Here is a 17,239-nt window from a genome sequence, read left to right as displayed (position 1 = left end):
CCGGCGCGGGGGCGGCCGCCGGCGGGCGCCCCGGGGGCGCGGGCGGCCCCGGGGGCGCGCTGGGCCCCCGAGGCCGCCGGCGTCCCGGGCGTCTCGGGTCCCGCAGCGGCCTCCGGGGCCACAGGGGCCACAGGGGCCACAGCGGCCTCCGGGGCGTCGTCCTCCGGCGGCTCCGCCGCCCCCGCCTCGGCGAGGGCGCGTTCCGCCGCCGCGATCATCGGGTCGTCGGAGGTGGACGCGGCGCGCGCCGGCAGGGTGTTGGAGTTGGCCTCGGCCACCGAGCCCGGCAGGTTCAGCGTGGGCGCGTCGCCCGGGGCGGTGACGGACGGGGGCGTCGCGGCCGGGGGGGCCTTGGGCAGCAGGGCCTCGGGGAGGACGACGACCGCGGTCACCCCGCTCCCCTTCTGCTCGCGCAGTTCCACGCGTACGCCGTGCCGGGCGGCGAGCAGCGAGGTGACCTGGAGGCCGAGCCCGGCCCCGTCGGCGTTCTGCTCGCCGGCCTCGAAGAGTGCCGGGTCGGCCAGGCGGGTGTTGAGCTCGCCCATCCGTACGGACGACATGCCGATGCCCTCGTCCTGGACGGAGAGCATCACCTCGCCGCTCTCCAGGAGCCAGCCGGAGAGCTGGACGTGGGAGTCGGGCGGCGAGAACGAGGTGGCGTTCTCCAGGAGCTCGGCGACCAGGTGGCTGAGGTCGTCCGCGGCGAACCCGGCGACCTGGGCGTGCGGCGGCAGGGACTGGATGGTGACCCGCTCGTACCGCTCGATCTCGCTGACGGCCGCGCGCAGGACGTCGACCAGCGGGATCGGTCCCGGGTGGCCGTGTCCGTGGTCCGCGCCCGCGAGGACCAGCATGTTCTCGCTGTGGCGGCGCATGACCGTGGCCATGTGGTCGAGCTTGAAGAGGGTGCCCAGCCGCTCCGGGTCCTGCTCGCGGTCCTCCAGGGACTCGATGACCCCGAGCTGCCGCTCGACCAGGCCGAGGGTGCGCAGCGAGAGGTTGACGAAGGTGTGGTGGACGGTGTTCTTCAGCTTCTCCAGCTGGGCCGTCAGGTCCGCGGCGCGTGCCTGGAGTTCGGCGCGCTGCGCCGTGAGGGCCTCGCGTCCGGCGACCAGTTCGGCGCGCTCGGCCTCCAGGCCCGCGAAGCGCCCGTCGACCTCCTGGAGCAGCCCCTGCAGGCGGCCGTGCAGGGCGTTGACGGAGCGGACGGCCTGGGCGAACTCGTCGTTGCGGCCGGTGTAGCGGACCGGTTCGGCGGTGGCGGGATCGGCGGCGAGCCGGGCGGCACCGATCCGGAGCACGGCGAGCGGCTGGGTGAGGGTGCGGGCCACGGCCGTGTAGACGGCCACCGCGACGAGCAGGCAGCCTCCGAGGAGCGCGATGCGCAGTTCGAGGGCGGTGACGTCGTCGTCGCGCAGCTGTTCGAGGCGCTGGACCTGGGTGGTCCCGAGCGCGGACTCCACGGAGCGCATCCGGTCGACCCGCGCGGTGAGGGCCGCGGCGACCTTCTTGTCGCTGACCTTCAGGTCGGAGTCGGACAGTTCGGGGCGGTCGGTCAGCTCGGCGAGGTACTTCTCGGCGCTGTTGACCTCCGGCCCGGTGACGGTGGAGGCCAGCTTGTCGCGGGCGGTGGCGCCGGCGGACCGGTCGAAGTCGGCGAGCGCGGAGAGTTCGCCGACCCGGGCCCGCTGGGCGGCGGCGCTCAGCGCGTCGCGGGTGCGGTCCTCCTTGGTCTCGCCCTCGTCCTCGCTCTGGACGGGCAGCCCGGTGAACGGGTCGATGCGCGGCGGGGCCGGCTCCGGGCGGGGCACGGCGAGCGCGGCGAGCAGCAGCCCCCGGGCGGCGGACGCCTCCTCGGTGGCCCGGCCGAGCGCCTGCGGGGTGCGGGCGGCGTCGGCGGCCCGCGGCGGGGTGGAGCGGGCCAGCTCGTCGGCGAGGCCGTGGAGTGTGGCGATGACCTCGGAGTAGGCCTGGTGGGCCTCCAGGGCGGTGCCCTTGCCGCTGATCGCGTCGCGGCGCAGGGACGGGATGGTGGACAGGTCGCGCAGGAGGTCGGCCGGGGCCGCCTCCCGGATCTCGTCCACCCGCTGGTCCACGCGGGCGCCTTGGCCGCCCGGTTCGCCCTCGCGGCCGCCCGCGATGTAGACGGTGACCTCGTCGCGCTCGTCGGCGAGGGAGTGGGCCAGGGAGATCGCCTGCTGGTTCAGCTCGGCGAGGGTGACCAGGTGCTGCGAGTCGGTGAGGTCGGACGAGGCGGCGAGCACGGCCGGTGTCCCCGCCGCTATGACGGTGATCCCGACGACGGCGACGCCCGCGACCAGCCGGCTGCGGACGCGTACACGGCGACCGCCCTCGGCCGGGGTCGTCGGCGCCGCCTCGGAACCGCTGTTGCTGCCGCCCTTGCTCCGAGGCCGCTTCTTCTGCACCGGTGCTCGCAATCTCGACTCGTCCGCCCTTGAAGCAGAGGTGACGCACGGTCACATGAACGAGCGTCCCGCCCCCTGGTACGGCTCCCGACCATTCCAGTGCTTTTCAGGGGGGGGCGCGCATCAACCGCTCCGCCACACGAACGAGTGAACATCAATCCCGAGTTGGCGAACAAGTCTCCCCAGCGGGCCCGGGCGCCATGCGTGGACACCGGCTGGAACTTCCGCGCGGGCTTTGGCAGGATGCCCGCCCGCACCTCCGGGCGGAGGGATTCCTTCCGCCTCGGCCGACCTTCTGACCTGCTGGTACACACCAATCGCGGGGCCGTGCAGGCGCGGTGAAGGCATCGTGCAGACTGACCGCATGCTCATCGGACTCGCGACCGCCCCCGGAACCCCGGACCGCCCGAACGAGGACTGGACGGCCTCGTTCCTCCCCGCTTCCGGTCGGGGCGGAGGGCTGGTGCTGCTCGACGGCGTGACCCCTCCGAAGGGCGACACCGGTTGTGTGCACCCGGTTCCGTGGTTCACGGCCCGGCTGGGCGGCGCGCTGGTCGAACTGTCCGGTTCGCGGCGGGATCTGACCTTGCGGGAGATCCTCGCGGAGTCCATCCGGCGCACCGCGGACGCCCACCGCTCGACCTGTGACCTTTCTCACGTCCGTACGCCGCAGGCAACCGTCGTCGTGGTGCGTTGGGACGAGGCCGAGGTGGAACACCTGGTGCTGTCCGATTCGGCGCTGCTCATCGAATCGCCCGCCGGCGGCGTCCGCGCGGTGCTGGACGACCGGCTCGACCGGCTCCCCCGGGAGCTGCTGGTCTCGGACGCGGTGGCCGACACCCGGGCGCGCAACAAGGAGGGCGGCTTCTTCACGGCCGCCGCCGACCCGGCCGTGGCGGAGCGCGCGGTCACCGGGCGGACGCCGCGCGCCGAGGTGCGGGCCCTGGCCGCGCTGACGGACGGGGCGAGCCGCTGGACGGAGATGTTCGGCGAGGGCGACTGGGCGGCGTGTCTGGCGGTCCTGGCGGAGGACGGGCCGCAGGCGCTGATCGACCGGGTCCGCGCCCTGGAGGACGCGGACACGGAGCGTCAGCACCTCCGGGGCAAGACCCACGACGACGCGACGGCGGCGTACGTACGCCTGTGAGGCCGCCCGCACCCGGAGCGCTCAGTCCTCGGCGCGGGCGTTCAGCTGATGCAGCAGGCGGGCGAGTTCCGCGACCTCGGCGCGGTCCCAGTCGGCCAGCTTGCGGACGTAGCGGTCGCGGCGGGCGTCGCGGACGCTCCGGAAGCGGGCGAGCCCTTCCTCGGTGAGGTGGACGAGAAACGCGCGCCCGTCGGCCGGATCGGGCTCGCGCGCCACCAGGCCGAGCGTTTCGAGGGCGCGGAGCTGCCGGCTCATGGTGGCCTTGCCGACGCCGAAGTAGGCGGCGAGATCGGTGGCCCGCTGCCGGCCGGCGGACTCCAGGCGTACGAAGAGGCCGTAGGCGGCGGCCTCCAGCTCGGGGTGCACCTCGCGCGCCATCTCGCCGGAGTTGGCCCGCGCCCGGCGCAGAAAGACGGCCAACTCCAGCTCCAGGGCGAGGAATTCGTGGTCCACACCACTTCCTCCGGTAGCGCCGGGTTCACGTCCGCTTTCGCTCCCGTGCACGTCAACTCCCCTCAAGAGCTTTCCCGCAGATGAAAGTTTCTTCCGCCGCCGGCCATCACCGCAGCTCCGCCAGTATTTCGCAGGAGTAGACCAACGGCGCCGCCCAGGCCCCCTTCCGCCGCACGGGTCTACGTGCGTAGCGTCATGCCATGGCATGTCCACACCATGGCATGCCTCCGGGGTCGCCGCGTGGCGCCTCCCGGGTCGGCAGCTCCCCCCACCGAGGTCTCGGAGGCACGCAATGCCCGTGCACAGATCCGGCTCCACGAAGTCCCGCCGCTCGCGCTTCGCCGCGGCCGGCACCCTGCTCGCAGCACTCTCCCTCCTCATCGCGCTCCCCGGCGCGTCGAACGCGGCGGGGGGCGACCCCACCGCGCCCGCACGCGGCACCGCCACCATGGGCATGGGCGTCGTCGCCCACGACGGCAAGGGCGGCCTGCCCGTCGGCTCCACCGTCACCCAGACCGAGGGCGTCGACGTCAGCAGCCACCAGGGCAACGTCGCCTGGTCCACGCTCTGGAACAGCGGCGTGAAGTGGGCGTACGCCAAGGCCACCGAGGGGACGTACTACACGAACCCCTACTTCGCGCAGCAGTACAACGGCTCGTACAACGTCGGGATGATCCGCGGCGCCTACCACTTCGCCACGCCCGACACCACGAGCGGCGCCACCCAGGCCAACTACTTCGTGGACCACGGGGGCGGCTGGTCCAGGGACGGCAAGACCCTGCCGGGCGTGCTCGACATCGAGTGGAACCCGTACGGCGCGCAGTGTTACGGCAAGACCGCGTCCCAGATGGTCTCGTGGATCCGTGACTTCGTGAACACCTACAAGGCGCGCACCGGGCGCGACGCGGTGATCTACACCGCGACCAGCTGGTGGCAGTCCTGCACGGGCAACAACGCCGGCTTCGGCACGACCAACCCGCTGTGGGTGGCCCGGTACAACTCCACGGTCGGCACGCTCCCGGCCGGCTGGGGCTTCTACACGATGTGGCAGTACACGTCCTCCGGCCCGACGGTGGGCGACCACAACCACTTCAACGGCGCCCTCGACCGCGTGCAGGCGCTCGCGAACGGCTAGCCTCCCGGCGCTGCGGAGCCCGGCGACGTACCCCGTCGCCGGGCTCCGTCGCGTCACGGCACCCCACTATGAACCCGGTGTATACATCACAGGTATAGTCGCCGCTCCAGGTCGCACACCAGTGCGGTCGTTCACCCGAGGGAGTGGCACACCGTGCCCAGTAAGAGGAAGTCGACCGGTACGGGGTTGGCCGTCGCTCTTGTGACAGCGCTCACGCTGACGCTGAGCGGCTGCACGATGGAGACCACCGCGCCCGGCTCGGCCCGCGATGACGCAGCTTCGGACGCCAAGGCGCCGATGGGCCCGGTGGACTGCCGCAAGGCCAAGTGCATCGCCCTGACCTTCGACGCGGGCCCGGCCGAGGACACGCCCCGTCTGCTGGACATCCTCAAGGAGAAGAAGGTCCACGCGACGTTCTTCCTGCTCGGCAAGAACCACGTCAAGAAGCACCCGGACACCGTGCGGCGCCTCGCCGCCGAGGGTCACGAGATCGCCAACCACACCTGGTCGCACAAGATCCTGACCGACCGGAAGCCGGCCGAGATACGCGCCGAGCTGGAGAAGACGCAGAACGCCATCGCGGAGATCACCGGCAAGAAGCCCCGGCTGATGCGCCCGCCGCAGGGCCGCACCGACGACACCATCTCCGGCATCTGCAAGGACCTCGGGCTCTCCCAGATCCTGTGGAGCGCCACCGCCAAGGACTACTCGACGACCGACTCCGCGCTGATCAGGAAGCGGATAGTCGACCAGGCGAGCAAGGACGGCATCATCCTGCTGCACGACATCTACAAGGGCACCGTGCCCGCCGTGCCCGGGATCATCGACACCCTGAAGAAGCAGGGCTACACCTTCGTGACGGTCCCCCAGCTGATGGCCCCCGCCGAGCCGGTCCCGGGCACGATCTACCGCCCGTAGGCGCGGCGGTACGCGGACGGCCCGCCTCCCCGGGTGCGGGGAGGCGGGCCGTCGAGGGCGGTTACGCGGCTGCCGGAATCCTGCGCTCCGCCGTGGCCGGGGCGAGGGCGATCTCCAGGACCTGGCGGACGTCGGTGACCGGGTGGACCTCCAGCGTCTCCAGCACCTCGGCCGGGACGTCGTCCAGGTCCGCCTCGTTCCGCTTGGGGATCACCACGGTGGTGATGCCCGCCCGGTGCGCGGCCAGGAGCTTCTGCTTCAGGCCGCCGATCGGCAGCACCCGTCCGGTCAGCGAGACCTCACCGGTCATCGCCACATCCGTGCGGACCAGCCGGCCGGAGAGCAGCGAGGCCAGCGCGGTCGTCATCGTGATGCCCGCGCTCGGGCCGTCCTTGGGGACCGCGCCCGCCGGGAAGTGGATGTGCACGCCCCGGTCCTTGAGGTCCGCGACGGGCAGCTCCAGCTCCGCGCCGTGCGACCGGAGGAAGCTCAGCGCGATCTGCGCGGACTCCTTCATGACGTCGCCCAGCTGGCCGGTGAGGGTCAGCCCGGACGCCCCGGTCTCCGGGTCGGCGAGCGACGCCTCCACGAAGAGGACGTCCCCGCCCGCCCCGGTCACCGCGAGCCCGGTGGCCACGCCCGGCACCGACGTACGGCGCTCGGCCGGGTCCTGGGCGGACTCGGGCACGTGGTGCGGACGGCCGATCAGACCGCGCAGGTCGTCCGCGCCCACCGTGAACGGCAGCTCGCGGTCGCCCAGTTCGCTCTGGGCCGCGACCTTGCGCAGCAGCCGGGCGACGGCGCGTTCCAGGTTCCGCACGCCGGCCTCGCGGGTGTACTCGCCGGCCAGCTTGCGCAGCGCCGGCTCGTCCAGCGTGACCTCGTCCTTCTCCAGACCGGCCCGCTCCAGCTGGCGCGGGAGCAGGTGGTCGCGGGCGATGACGACCTTCTCGTCCTCGGTGTAGCCGTCGAGCCTGACCAGCTCCATGCGGTCGAGCAGCGCCTCCGGGATGGCCTCCAGGACGTTGGCGGTGGCCAGGAAGACGACGTCGCTGAGGTCGAGCTCGACCTCCAGGTAGTGGTCGCGGAAGGTGTGGTTCTGCGCGGGGTCCAGCACTTCGAGGAGGGCGGCGGCCGGGTCGCCCCGGAAGTCGGAGCCCACCTTGTCGATCTCGTCCAGCAGGACGACCGGGTTCATCGAACCGGCCTCCTTGACGGCGCGCACGATGCGTCCGGGCAGCGCCCCGACGTACGTGCGCCGGTGGCCCCGGATCTCCGCCTCGTCCCGGACACCGCCGAGCGCGACGCGGACGAACTTACGGCCCATGGCGTGCGCCACGGACTCCCCGAGCGAGGTCTTGCCGACGCCGGGCGGGCCCACCAGGGCCAGCACCGCGCCGCCGCGCCGCCCGCCGACGACGCCGAGGCCGCGGTCGGCCCGCCGCTTGCGCACCGCGAGGTATTCGGTGATGCGCTCCTTCACGTCCTGGAGGCCGGCGTGCTCGGCGTCCAGGATCTCCCGGGCGCCCCTGATGTCGTACGCGTCCTCCGTGCGCACGGTCCAGGGCAGCTCCAGGACGGTGTCGAGCCAGGTCCTGATCCAGGAGCCCTCGGGGCTCTGGTCGGAGGCGCGCTCCAGCTTGTCGACCTCCTTGAGCGCGGCCTCGCGGACGTGCTCGGGCAGATCGGCGGCCTCGACGCGGGCCCGGTAGTCGTCGGACTCGTCCTCCGGGTCCCCGTTGAGCTCGGAGAGCTCCTTGCGTACGGCGTCGAGCTGGCGCCGCAGCAGGAACTCGCGCTGCTGCTTGTCGACGCCCTCCTGGACGTCCTTGGCGATGGACTCGGCGACGTCCTGCTCGGCGAGGTGTTCGCCCAGCCACTGGATGGCGAGCTTCAGCCGGGCGACCGGGTCGGTGGTCTCCAGCAGGCGGACCTTCTGGGCGGTGGTGAGGAAGGGCGAGTAGCCCGAGTTGTCGGCGAGCGCGGAGACGCCCTCGATCTGCTGGACCCGGTCCACGACCTGCCAGGCGCCGCGCTTCTTCAGCCAGCTGGTGGCGAGCGCCTTGTACTCCTTGACCAGCTCGGCGACGGCCCCGGGCAGGGGGTCGGGGACGGAGTCGTCCACCCGGACCCCTTCCACCCAGAGGGCGGCGCCGGGGCCGCTGGTGCCCGCTCCGATGCGGACCCGGTCGCGGCCCCGGATGAGGGCGCCCGGGTCACCGTCGGAGAGCCGCCCCACCTGCTCGACGGTGCCGCGGACACCGATCCCGGTGTACGTCCCGTCGATGCGCGGGACCAGCAGCACCTCGGGCTTGCCCCCGCCCTCCCGGGCGGCGGCCTGCGCGGCCTCCACGGCGGCGCGCACCTCGGTGTCCGACAGGTCCAGCGGCACCACCATTCCCGGCAGCACGACCTCTCGTCGAGCGGCAGCACGGGCAGGGTGAGCGGTGTGACGGCGTTGGACTCAGTAGCCATGATCTCCCCTTCGGCAGTCAAGTTGAGCTATACCGACTCAATGCTTGTGAGCCCCGCGATGTTCCCCAAGCCCTGTTCGCTCTGAGCGATCAGAGTGCGGCCCGGCGGACCGGGACGCTCCGGCCGTTGTCAGTGGTGCCTGTCACGATGCGTGGAGATCGATCCACCAGGGAGACGCATATGGGTACGTGGGACGTGGGCCCCTTCGACAACGACACCGCCGCCGACTGGTGCGGCGGTCTGGACGACGCCGCGCCGGAGGCGCGCGAGGGGATGGTCCGGGCCGCGCTGGCCGGGACGGCCGACACCACCGGCTACCTGGACTCGGACGTGGCGAACGAGGCGATAGCGGCGGCCGCCCTGGTGGCGGCGCAGTGCCCCGGGGGCGCCCCCGCCGACTCCGCGTACGGCCCGGACGAGCCCCTTCCGGACCTGACCGGCCTGCGCGAACTCGCGCTCCGGGCGCTGGACCGGGTCCTGACGGAACCGTCCGAGGCGCTGGAGCTCTGGGAGGAAGCGGAGGACGGGCCCTGGCACACGGGGATCAACCAGCTGCGCGGGACCCTTATGCCCCGGGCCTGAGCGAGCCCTCGCCGCGCGCCCGATATTTCGTGGAGCGCCGGCCCCGCGCCGGACAGGATGGCCGCATGACCGAGACCCCGCGCCCCGTACAGGCCCTGATCGTCGTGGACGTACAGAAGGAGGGGGTGACCGGTCCGGGCGCCGTCCCCGCCGCCGATGTGCTGCTGGACCGCACGGCCGGGCTGCTGGCGCGGGCCCGGCGGGCGGGCGCGGTCGTCGTCCACCTCCAGAACGACGGCGGCCCCGGGTCGGGCGACGAGCCGTTCACCCCGGGCTGGGCGCTGCACCTGCCCGTCGCGTCGCGGCCCGGGGAGTCCGTGATCCGCAAGACCCGGGACGACGGCTTCGCGGGCACCTCCCTGGGCGCCGTCCTGGCGGAGGCGGGCGTCGAGGCGCTGGCGGTCTGCGGGGTCATGTCGGAGATGTGCGTCCAGGCGACGGCCCGCACCGCCCTGGAGCTGGGCTACCGCGTCGTCCTCCCGCACGACGCCCACGCCACGCACGACGTCCCGGCCGCCCCCGGAATCAGCGAGGCCGTACCCGCCGCCGTCGTCTCCCGGGTCGCGGCCTGGGCGATCAGCGCGGACGCGGACGTCACCACACCCGCCTCGGCCGTACGGTTCACGGCACCGCCGGGGGAGTGAACCGGACGGCGGGCCGCCGTCGATAGAGGGGGTGTGAGCGACTTGCACCCCTCGGGGGACGACCGGAGCGACGAGGCGCTGCTGCGTGCCGTCGCGCAGGGGGACACGGCCGCCCTGGCCGCGTTCTACGACCGGCATGCCGGCTGGCTGCTCGCCCGGCTGAGCCGCCGGTGCCGGGACGCGGAGACCGTGCGGGAGGTCGTGCAGGACACCTTCGTGACGGTCTGGCGCTCCGCCGCCGCGCACCGGGGTGCGGAGGCGGGCGGCTGGCTCTGGGTGATCGCCGCCCGCCGCCTGGTCGACGCCCAGCGGACCCGGGCCCGGACGGAACGCGCGGCGGCGGCCGGACGGGCGGGGGACGGCCGCTGGGCCGCGCCCGTGCCGTCCGCCGAGGACCGGGTGCTGACCGGTCTGGAGTACGGGGATGTGGGCGCCGCGCTCGACCGGATCTCGCCCGAGCTGCGGGAGGTCCTGCGGGCGACGGTCGTCGACGGCCTGACCACCCGGGAGGCCGCCCGGCTGCTCGGCATACCGGAGGGCACGGTCAAGACCCGGGCCATGCGGGCCCGCCGCGAGCTGCGCGCCGCCCTGGACCGGCTGGTCACGGAGAACGGCCCCCTGGGAGGCACGGCATGACGACGTGGCACGTGACGGACGATCTGGTCCTCCGGTACGCGGAGGGTACGGCCCCGGAGACGGATGCCTGGTCCCTGGAGAAGCACGTCGAGTCCTGTACGGGCTGCGCGGAACGCGTGTCCGGGGCGGTACGCGACCGGGCGGCCGGAGCGGCGGTACTGGACGCGGTCCTGGCCGCGGTCCTGGCCGAGGCCGGAACGGAGCCGGTCCGGGCGGCGGGGGTGGGGTCGGGAGCGGGGACGGTCTCAGCGGCTGAGCCGGGGGCCGGAACGGTCCCGGCGGCGGGGGTGCGCAGGTGGCGCCGGGCACGTGGCGCGGGACGCCGGTCCGGCGGCGCGGGTGCGCCCGGGGCATGGCACGGCCGTACCCCCGGGGCGGGCGCCGCAGGGCGCGGCGTGCCCGGCGCCGCGTGGCGTCGGGTGCCCGGTGGCCGCCGCGTCGGGCGGGTGCTCTGGGCCGCCGGGCCCGCGCTGCGGGGACCGTGGACGGGGGCGTTGCTGCTCGTGGTGTGCGCGGCGGTGGCGCTGGCGTACGGCGGCGGGCTCGGCGGCTCGGCCCGAATGCTCCTGCTGCTCGTCGCGCCGGTGCTGCCGCTCGCCGGGGTCGGGGTCTCGTACGGGCGCTCCGCCGACCCCCTGCACGAGATCGTCGCCACCTCCCCCGGCGGCGGGCTGCGGCTGCTGCTGACCAGGACGGCCGCGGTGCTCGGGGCGACCGTCCCGGCGCTCGCCCTGGCCTGGGCGGTGCTGCCCGCGTCCGCCGGCGGGCCGGGCCCCCTGGCCTGGCTGCTGCCCGGGCTCGCCCTGACGCTCGCGGCCCTGGGGCTCGGCTCGTACGTCGGCTGCCGCACCGCGGCGGTCGTCGTCGCGACGGGCTGGGCGGCCGCCGTCACCGTACCGGCGCTCGACGGGTCCCCGTCCGCACTGCTCGACGGAACGCCGACGGCGCTCCGCTACTTCGCGGGGCTCCCCGCACAGGGCGCGTGGGCGGGGGCGGCCGTGCTCGGCGCCGCCCTGCTCGTCCTGCGCCGCCGATCCTTCGACCACCTGGAGACGTCATGAGCGTGATCGCGTGAACAGCACCGTCAAGGTGTCGGGGCTGACGGTGCGGCACCGCCGCAGGACCGCCCTGGACTCCGTCGATCTCGCCTTCGGGCCCGGTGTCCACGGGCTCCTGGGCCCCAACGGGGCGGGCAAGACCTCGCTGATCCGGGTCCTGTCCACGGCCACCGCGCCGGACGCCGGGCGGATCGAGCTGCTGGGCGCCGAGGTGGGTTCGGCATCCGGCCACCGGGCCCGGGCGGAGGTCCGGCGCAGGCTGGGCTATCTGCCGCAGGAGTTCGGCCACTACGCCGGGTTCACCGTCCGCGAGTTCGTCGCCTACGTGGCGTGGCTCAAGGAGATGGACGGCGCCCGGGTGGCCGCCGCCGTGGAGCGCGCGGTGGACCGTGTGGGTCTTGCCGGTCGGATCGACTCCCGGATGAAGACGCTGTCCGGCGGCATGCTCCGGCGCGTCGGCATCGCCCAGGCGATCGTCAACGAACCGGAGCTGCTGCTCCTGGACGAACCGACCGCCGGGCTCGACCCGGAACAGCGCGTCGAGTTCCGCGCCCTGATGCGGGACCTCGGGCAGGACGCGACGGTCATCCTCTCCACCCACCTGGTCGAGGACGTGGTGGCGGCCTGCGAGGACGTCACCCTGATCGAGGCGGGCCGCGTCGCGTACCGGGGGACGACGCGCGAGCTGGCGGCCCTCGGCAAGGACGGCGACGACCCGGACGCCCTCCACGGCAGCCCGATCGAGCGCGGCTACACCACCGCCCTGCGCTCCCACCGGGCGACGGCGGGCACCCGATGACCCTCACCGAAGCCCCCGTGCGACGGAAGCCCTCCGGCCCGGCGCTCCCCCCGCTGCGCACCGAGGCGCGGCGCGGCATCGGCCCGTGGACCGGGCTGTCCACGGCGCTCATGCTCGGCGTGACCATGGCCGCCAAGGCCGACGACTGGCAGGGCGACTGGATCGAGACCCAGAGCATCCTGCACTCCGGCGCCATCCTGCTCGCCGCTCCGCTGGTGGCCGCGGCGGCCTGCTGGCAGGGCGCCCGCGACCACCGGCGCTCGACCGATGAGCTGTGGCGCTCCACACCGCGTGCCCGGTGGTCGCGGATGGCGGTGGCCGCGCTGCCGATCGCGCTGTGGGCGGTCGCCGGGTACGTGATCGCGCTGGCCGGGGCGCTGCTGGCCACCTGGCCGTACGCGGGCGGCGGCGGCCCGCTCCTCTCGCTCGCCGTGGTGGACGGCGCCGTTCTGGCGGCCGTGGCGCTGCTCGGGTTCGCCGTCGGCGTGCGGTGCCGGTGGCGGCTGGCGCCGCCCGTGCTCGCCGCGCTGATGTACCTGGTGCTCGGGGTGCCCAGCTACTCGGAATCCCCGGCGCGGTATCTGGACCCGGCCGTGAACATCGCACGGGAAGACAGCCTGCCTGTGTGGTGGTACGCCCCCGCCATGGCGGCCTGGACCGGCGGGCTCGCGGCCGCCGCGCTCACCGCCGTCGCGGCCCGGCGCCGGCTCGCCGCCCTCGTGCCGCTCGCCGTGGCGGCCGTCGTCGCCCCGCTGATCGTGGCCACGGGCGAGGGCCTGTTCCGGGACGACCCGGCGGCCGTCCGCCTCGTCTGCACGGAGGGCAGCCCGCAGATCTGCCTGAGCGGGCGCCGGGCGCACCTGCTGCCCCAGGTCGCCGAGGCGGTGTCGGGGCTGACCGGGCGGCTGGAGGGTGTGCGGGGCGCGCCGGAACGTTACGTCGCCCGGCTGCCGCTGCACGGCTCGGACGAGGCGTGGATGCCGCCACCGAATCCCGGCTGGTACCTCCTGCGCGGGCGGTTGCAGGACACGGAGGACTTCGCCTATCAGGTGGCGGGCAACATGACGATGCGGGATTGCACGGATCACCCGGACCAGGACACCGGCGGCCGTGCCGTGGGCGCGACGGACGACGCCGTGGGGACCTGGCTCACCGGCCCCTACGCGCTGGCCCCCGGCACGGAGAAGTCCCCCGAGCTCCGCCGCCTAGAAGCCATGCCCGCCCCCGAGCGCCGCGCCTGGCTCGGCCGCTACATGACGACGCGTACCAGCTGCGACTTCGCGGAGGTGCCGACGCTGTGAGCCTGCCCGTCCTCTACCTCCGCTCCCGCGCCCTCCCCCGTACCGCCGCCGCCGTGGCCTGCACGGCCCTGCTCGCCGCCTGGGCCGCCCACTGGATCCAGGCGCAGCCCACCTTCGACCACAGCGCCCGCGTCCCCGTCCTGGTCCTGGCCCCGCTGCTGGTCTCGTCCGCCATCGGGACGAGCCTGTACGCCGCCGCCGACGAGCTCGACCGGACGGCGGTCCGGCGCTGGTGGCCCCGCCGGCTGGCGCACCTGCTCGCGCTCACCGTCCCGGCCGCCGCGGCCCTCGCGCTGGCCGTTCCCGGGCACCCGGAGGCGTTCGGCGCGCCCGGCATGGTGCGCAACGTGCTCGGCGCCACCGGCGTCGCGGCCGCTGCGGCCGCCCTGATCGGGGCCCGGCTCAGCTGGCTGCCGATCACCGTGTACATCGGCGCGGTGTACCTGGCCGCGCCCCGGACCCCGGGCGGCGCCGCCTCCGTGTGGGCCTGGCCGATGCAGCCGGGGCCCCAGGTGTGGGCGTGGGCCGTCGCGACGGCGGCGTTCGCGGCGGGGGCGGCGCTCTACGCCGTACGCGGGCCGCGCCGCGAACGCGGCTGACCCGGGGGGGCCGGGCCGTACGAACCCGCTGGCCCCCGCCCGCCCCGGCACGCGAGGATGGCGGGGACAGCGACCACGGCCACCGGAGATCAGCGCCATGTCCCACACGTTCGGCCCCGACGCCGACGCCCCCGTCACCCTGGACCGCCGCGAGGGACCGTACGGGGAGGTCGTCCTGCGCCGGCGGGGGGAGGACTTCGAGATCATCGCCAACGGGTGCTTCCTGATGGACACCTCCGACGGGCGGTCCGAGCGGCTGCTGATCGACGCCGCGCTCGCCGCGCTCCCGGCCGGCCGGTCCGCGCCCGCCGTGCTCATCGGAGGGCTGGGGGTCGGGTTCTCGCTCGCCCGGGCCGCCGGCGAGCCCCGGTGGGGCCGGATCGCGGTCGCCGAGCGGGAGGAGGCGATCGTGGACTGGCACCGGCGGGGGCCGCTGGACCGGATCTCGGGACCCGCGCTCGCCGATCCCCGCACGGAGATCCTGACGACCGACCTCGTCGCATACCTGCGCACGACTACGGACCGTTACGACGCGCTGTGTCTGGACATCGACAACGGGCCGGACTGGACGGTCACCGAGGACAACAACGACCTGTACTCCCCCGCCGGTCTCGCGGACTGCCACGCCCGGCTCACCCCGGGCGGGGTGCTCGCCGTCTGGTCCGCACAACCGTCCGCCGCATTCGACCAAGCCCTACGGAATGCCGGGTTCCAGGGGGTAAGGACGGAAGAAGTGGGCGTTGCCCGAGGTGTGCCCGACGTGGTCCATCTCGCAATCAGGGGTGAGTGAGATCCCCCCGGCGGGTATCGGAAGCCCCCGAACGCCCCGGGCCCCGGGCCGAGAAGCGCGTCGCCCCGCCACGCGCCGAGGTCCCTCCCGGGGGTCCGGCCTTGCACCCTGCGTAGCCGAAAAGCCTCCGCTGCCTCTACGCTGCTGACCGGTAGCGGGATCACCCAACGAAATTCACGAGCGAAAACCGTACGTCCGGGGGAATGGCCTCCGTGAGAACGGGCAGGGGCGGGGCGATGGAACAGACACACACCACCCACAGCGGCGTCGCGGCCACCCCGGGCGCGCAGCGCCGGGTGCTGGTGGTCGAGGACGACGCCACGATCGTCGATGCCATTTCCGCCCGGCTGCGGGCGGAGGGCTTTCTCGTGCAGACCGCTCTCGACGGCCCGGCCGCCGTGGACGCCGCCGAGGCGTGGCAGCCGGACCTGATGGTGCTCGACATCATGCTGCCCGGCTTCGACGGCCTGGAGGTCTGCCGCCGCGTGCAGGCCCAGCGGCCGGTGCCGGTGCTGATGCTGACCGCGCGGGACGACGAGACGGACATGCTCGTCGGGCTCGGGGTCGGCGCCGACGACTACATGACCAAGCCGTTCTCGATGCGTGAGCTGGCGGCCCGGGTGCACGTGCTGCTGCGCCGGGTGGAGCGGGCCGCGCTGGCCGCCGTGACACCGCGCAGCGGCATACTCCGCCTCGGCGAGCTGGAGATCGACCACGCGCAGCGCCGGGTCCGGGTCCGCGCCGACGACGTGCACCTGACGCCGACCGAGTTCGACCTGCTGGTCTGCCTGGCGAACACCCCGCGCGCGGTGCTCTCCCGGGAGCAGCTGCTCGCGGAGGTCTGGGACTGGGCGGACGCCTCGGGCACCCGGACCGTCGACAGCCACATCAAGGCGCTGCGCCGGAAGATCGGCGCGGAGCGCATCCGTACCGTGCACGGCGTCGGCTACGCGCTGGAGACCCCCGCGCCATGACCGCGCCCGGAACGGGGCTGCGGCCGTTCTCGATCAAGGCCAAGCTGGGGACCCTGGTGGTCGTCTCGGTGTTCATCACGACCGGGCTGATCATGGTGGCCTTCCGGACGCGCACCGAGCTGCGGTTCATCACCGTGTTCTCGGTCATCGCCACCCTGCTGATCACCCAGTTCGTGGCGCACGGCCTGACCGCGCCGCTGGACGAGATGCGCGCGGTGGCCCGGTCGATCTCGCACGGCGACTACACGCGCCGGGTCAACGGGGCGGACCGGCGCGACGAGCTCGGCGACCTGGCGCAGACCATCAATCTGATGGCGGACGACCTGGCGGCCGTGGACCGGCACCGCAAGGAGCTGGTGGCGAACGTCTCGCACGAGCTGCGCACGCCCATCGCGGCGCTGAGAGCCGTCCTGGAGAACGTCGTGGACGGGGTGTCCTCGGCCGATCCGGAGACGATGCGCACCGCGCTGAAGCAGACGGAGCGCCTGGGCCGCCTGGTGGAGACGCTGCTCGACCTGTCCCGGCTGGACAACGGCGTGGTCACGCTGAAGGCCAACCGCTTCGAGGTCTGGCCCTATCTCTCCGGGGTGCTGAAGGAGGCGAACCTCGCCGCCGCGCACCGCCGGCTCTCCTCGGGGTCCGGCAACCACTCCCGTACGGACGTCCATCTGCACCTGGACGTGTCGCCGCCGGAGCTGACCGCGCACGCGGACGCGGAGCGGCTGCACCAGGTGGTGGCCAATCTCATCGACAACGCCGTCAAGCACAGCCCGCCGCACGGCCGGGTCACGGTGCTGGCCCGGCGCGGCCCGCAGCCCGAGTCCCTGCACCTGGAGGTGGTGGACGAGGGCCCGGGCATTCCGGAGTCCGAGCGGCACCGGGTCTTCGAGCGGTTCAACCGGGGCGAGGTGGCCTCGCCGCACGGCCCGGGCAGCGACGGCGGTACGGGTCTCGGCCTGGCGATCGCCCGCTGGGCGGTGGATCTCCACGGCGGCCGGATCGGAGTGGCCGAATCTGCTCGCGGCTGCCGCATCCGCGTCACTCTTCCGGGGATTCCGCAGCCGCGAAGTTGACATAGAGTTCGAACCGGAAGGCCGCGTTCTACGTGTTCCGGCAACGGAGTACGGTCCAGGTGGCCGCTGCGGCGGCCTCGCGTACCCGGAGCGAAGCGGAACCATGCTTGTTTCCCGCCATTTCCAGTGCCGAAACCCGGCTTCCGATGTGACTTGCACGACGAAGACCTCCCCGGCCTGCAAGGAACGGCTGCGGAGGCGTAGCCTTGATTCCCGCTGTCCATCACCT

15 protein-coding genes and 1 pseudogene are annotated in these 17,239 nt (G+C 73.9%); 13 read left to right on the top strand and 3 right to left on the bottom strand.

The features are described 5' to 3' along the window. Positions 1 to 2,426, bottom strand: a 2,426-nt coding sequence (locus ACFUJY_RS32905) for a nitrate- and nitrite sensing domain-containing protein (RefSeq protein ID WP_383306442.1), incomplete at its 3' end; no start/stop codon positions are given. A gap of 364 nt (positions 2,427 to 2,790) precedes the next feature. Between ACFUJY_RS32905 and ACFUJY_RS32900 the strand changes: the two genes are divergently transcribed. Continuing rightward, entirely contained in the window at positions 2,791 to 3,573 is a 783-nt protein-coding gene (locus ACFUJY_RS32900) for a hypothetical protein (RefSeq protein ID WP_383306440.1), read from the top strand. A gap of 21 nt (positions 3,574 to 3,594) precedes the next feature. On the opposite strand, the gene ACFUJY_RS32895 is transcribed toward ACFUJY_RS32900, so the two are convergent. Continuing rightward, positions 3,595 to 4,077, bottom strand: coding sequence for a MarR family winged helix-turn-helix transcriptional regulator (locus tag ACFUJY_RS32895; RefSeq protein ID WP_383306437.1), 483 nt, complete (start codon positions 4,075 to 4,077; stop codon positions 3,595 to 3,597). A 241-nt stretch (positions 4,078 to 4,318) separates the two neighbouring features. On the opposite strand from ACFUJY_RS32895, the gene ACFUJY_RS32890 reads away from it, so the two are divergent. Together ACFUJY_RS32890 and ACFUJY_RS32885 are read left to right on the top strand one after the other, a co-directional pair. Beyond that, positions 4,319 to 5,161, top strand: a complete 843-nt coding sequence (locus tag ACFUJY_RS32890) for a lysozyme (protein ID WP_383306435.1) — start codon at positions 4,319 to 4,321, stop codon at positions 5,159 to 5,161. Positions 5,162 to 5,398: 237 nt separating this feature from the next. Next, positions 5,399 to 6,079, top strand: coding sequence for a polysaccharide deacetylase family protein (locus ACFUJY_RS32885; RefSeq protein WP_383306449.1), 681 nt, complete (start codon positions 5,399 to 5,401; stop codon positions 6,077 to 6,079). Between the two features lie 61 nt (positions 6,080 to 6,140). Here ACFUJY_RS32885 and lon read toward each other — a convergent pair. Then, positions 6,141 to 8,554 (bottom strand): annotated as a pseudogene (lon, locus tag ACFUJY_RS32880) (endopeptidase La). 180 nt (positions 8,555 to 8,734) lie between these two features. Between lon and ACFUJY_RS32875 the strand changes: the two are divergent. From ACFUJY_RS32875 to ACFUJY_RS32830, 10 genes are all read left to right on the top strand, one after another. Beyond that, positions 8,735 to 9,136, top strand: a complete 402-nt coding sequence (locus ACFUJY_RS32875) for a DUF4259 domain-containing protein (RefSeq protein ID WP_383306433.1) — start codon at positions 8,735 to 8,737, stop codon at positions 9,134 to 9,136. 65 nt (positions 9,137 to 9,201) lie between these two features. Then, complete coding sequence (locus ACFUJY_RS32870; RefSeq protein WP_383306431.1) at positions 9,202 to 9,780, top strand: cysteine hydrolase family protein; 579 nt, start codon at positions 9,202 to 9,204, stop codon at positions 9,778 to 9,780. A 33-nt stretch (positions 9,781 to 9,813) separates the two neighbouring features. Next, positions 9,814 to 10,416 carry an RNA polymerase sigma factor gene (locus ACFUJY_RS32865; protein ID WP_383306429.1) on the top strand — a complete coding sequence of 201 codons (603 nt, stop codon included), beginning with the start codon at positions 9,814 to 9,816 and terminating at the stop codon, positions 10,414 to 10,416. After that, on the top strand, positions 10,413 to 11,477 hold the full coding sequence (locus tag ACFUJY_RS32860; RefSeq protein WP_383306427.1) for a hypothetical protein: 1,065 nt from the start codon (positions 10,413 to 10,415) through the stop codon (positions 11,475 to 11,477). Before ACFUJY_RS32865 ends, ACFUJY_RS32860 begins: the two co-directional genes overlap by 4 nt. 10 nt (positions 11,478 to 11,487) lie before the next feature. Then, on the top strand, positions 11,488 to 12,273 hold the full coding sequence (locus tag ACFUJY_RS32855; protein WP_383306425.1) for an ATP-binding cassette domain-containing protein: 786 nt from the start codon (positions 11,488 to 11,490) through the stop codon (positions 12,271 to 12,273). Further along, the gene (locus tag ACFUJY_RS32850) at positions 12,270 to 13,574 is read left to right on the top strand and encodes a hypothetical protein (RefSeq protein ID WP_383306423.1); all 1,305 of its coding nucleotides are present in this window, start codon (positions 12,270 to 12,272) and stop codon (positions 13,572 to 13,574) included. The genes ACFUJY_RS32855 and ACFUJY_RS32850 overlap by 4 nt, the downstream gene beginning before the upstream one ends. Further along, entirely contained in the window at positions 13,571 to 14,173 is a 603-nt protein-coding gene (locus ACFUJY_RS32845) for a hypothetical protein (RefSeq protein WP_383306421.1), read from the top strand. Before ACFUJY_RS32850 ends, ACFUJY_RS32845 begins: the two co-directional genes overlap by 4 nt. A 97-nt stretch (positions 14,174 to 14,270) precedes the next feature. Further along, entirely contained in the window at positions 14,271 to 14,963 is a 693-nt protein-coding gene (locus tag ACFUJY_RS32840) for a spermidine synthase (protein WP_383306419.1), read from the top strand. A gap of 236 nt (positions 14,964 to 15,199) precedes the next feature. Then, a complete protein-coding gene (locus tag ACFUJY_RS32835; RefSeq protein WP_073963975.1) occupies positions 15,200 to 15,937 on the top strand; it encodes a response regulator transcription factor in 738 nt (245 codons plus the stop codon). Then, entirely contained in the window at positions 15,934 to 17,010 is a 1,077-nt protein-coding gene (locus ACFUJY_RS32830; protein ID WP_383306417.1) for an ATP-binding protein, read from the top strand. Before ACFUJY_RS32835 ends, ACFUJY_RS32830 begins: the two co-directional genes overlap by 4 nt. Positions 17,011 to 17,239: the final 229 nt, after the last annotated feature.

It is taken from the genome of Streptomyces sp. NPDC057249, assembly GCF_042669245.1.
Classification (GTDB): Bacteria; Actinomycetota; Actinomycetes; order Streptomycetales; family Streptomycetaceae; genus Streptomyces.
This window is presented reverse-complemented; position numbering and strand designations above follow the sequence as displayed.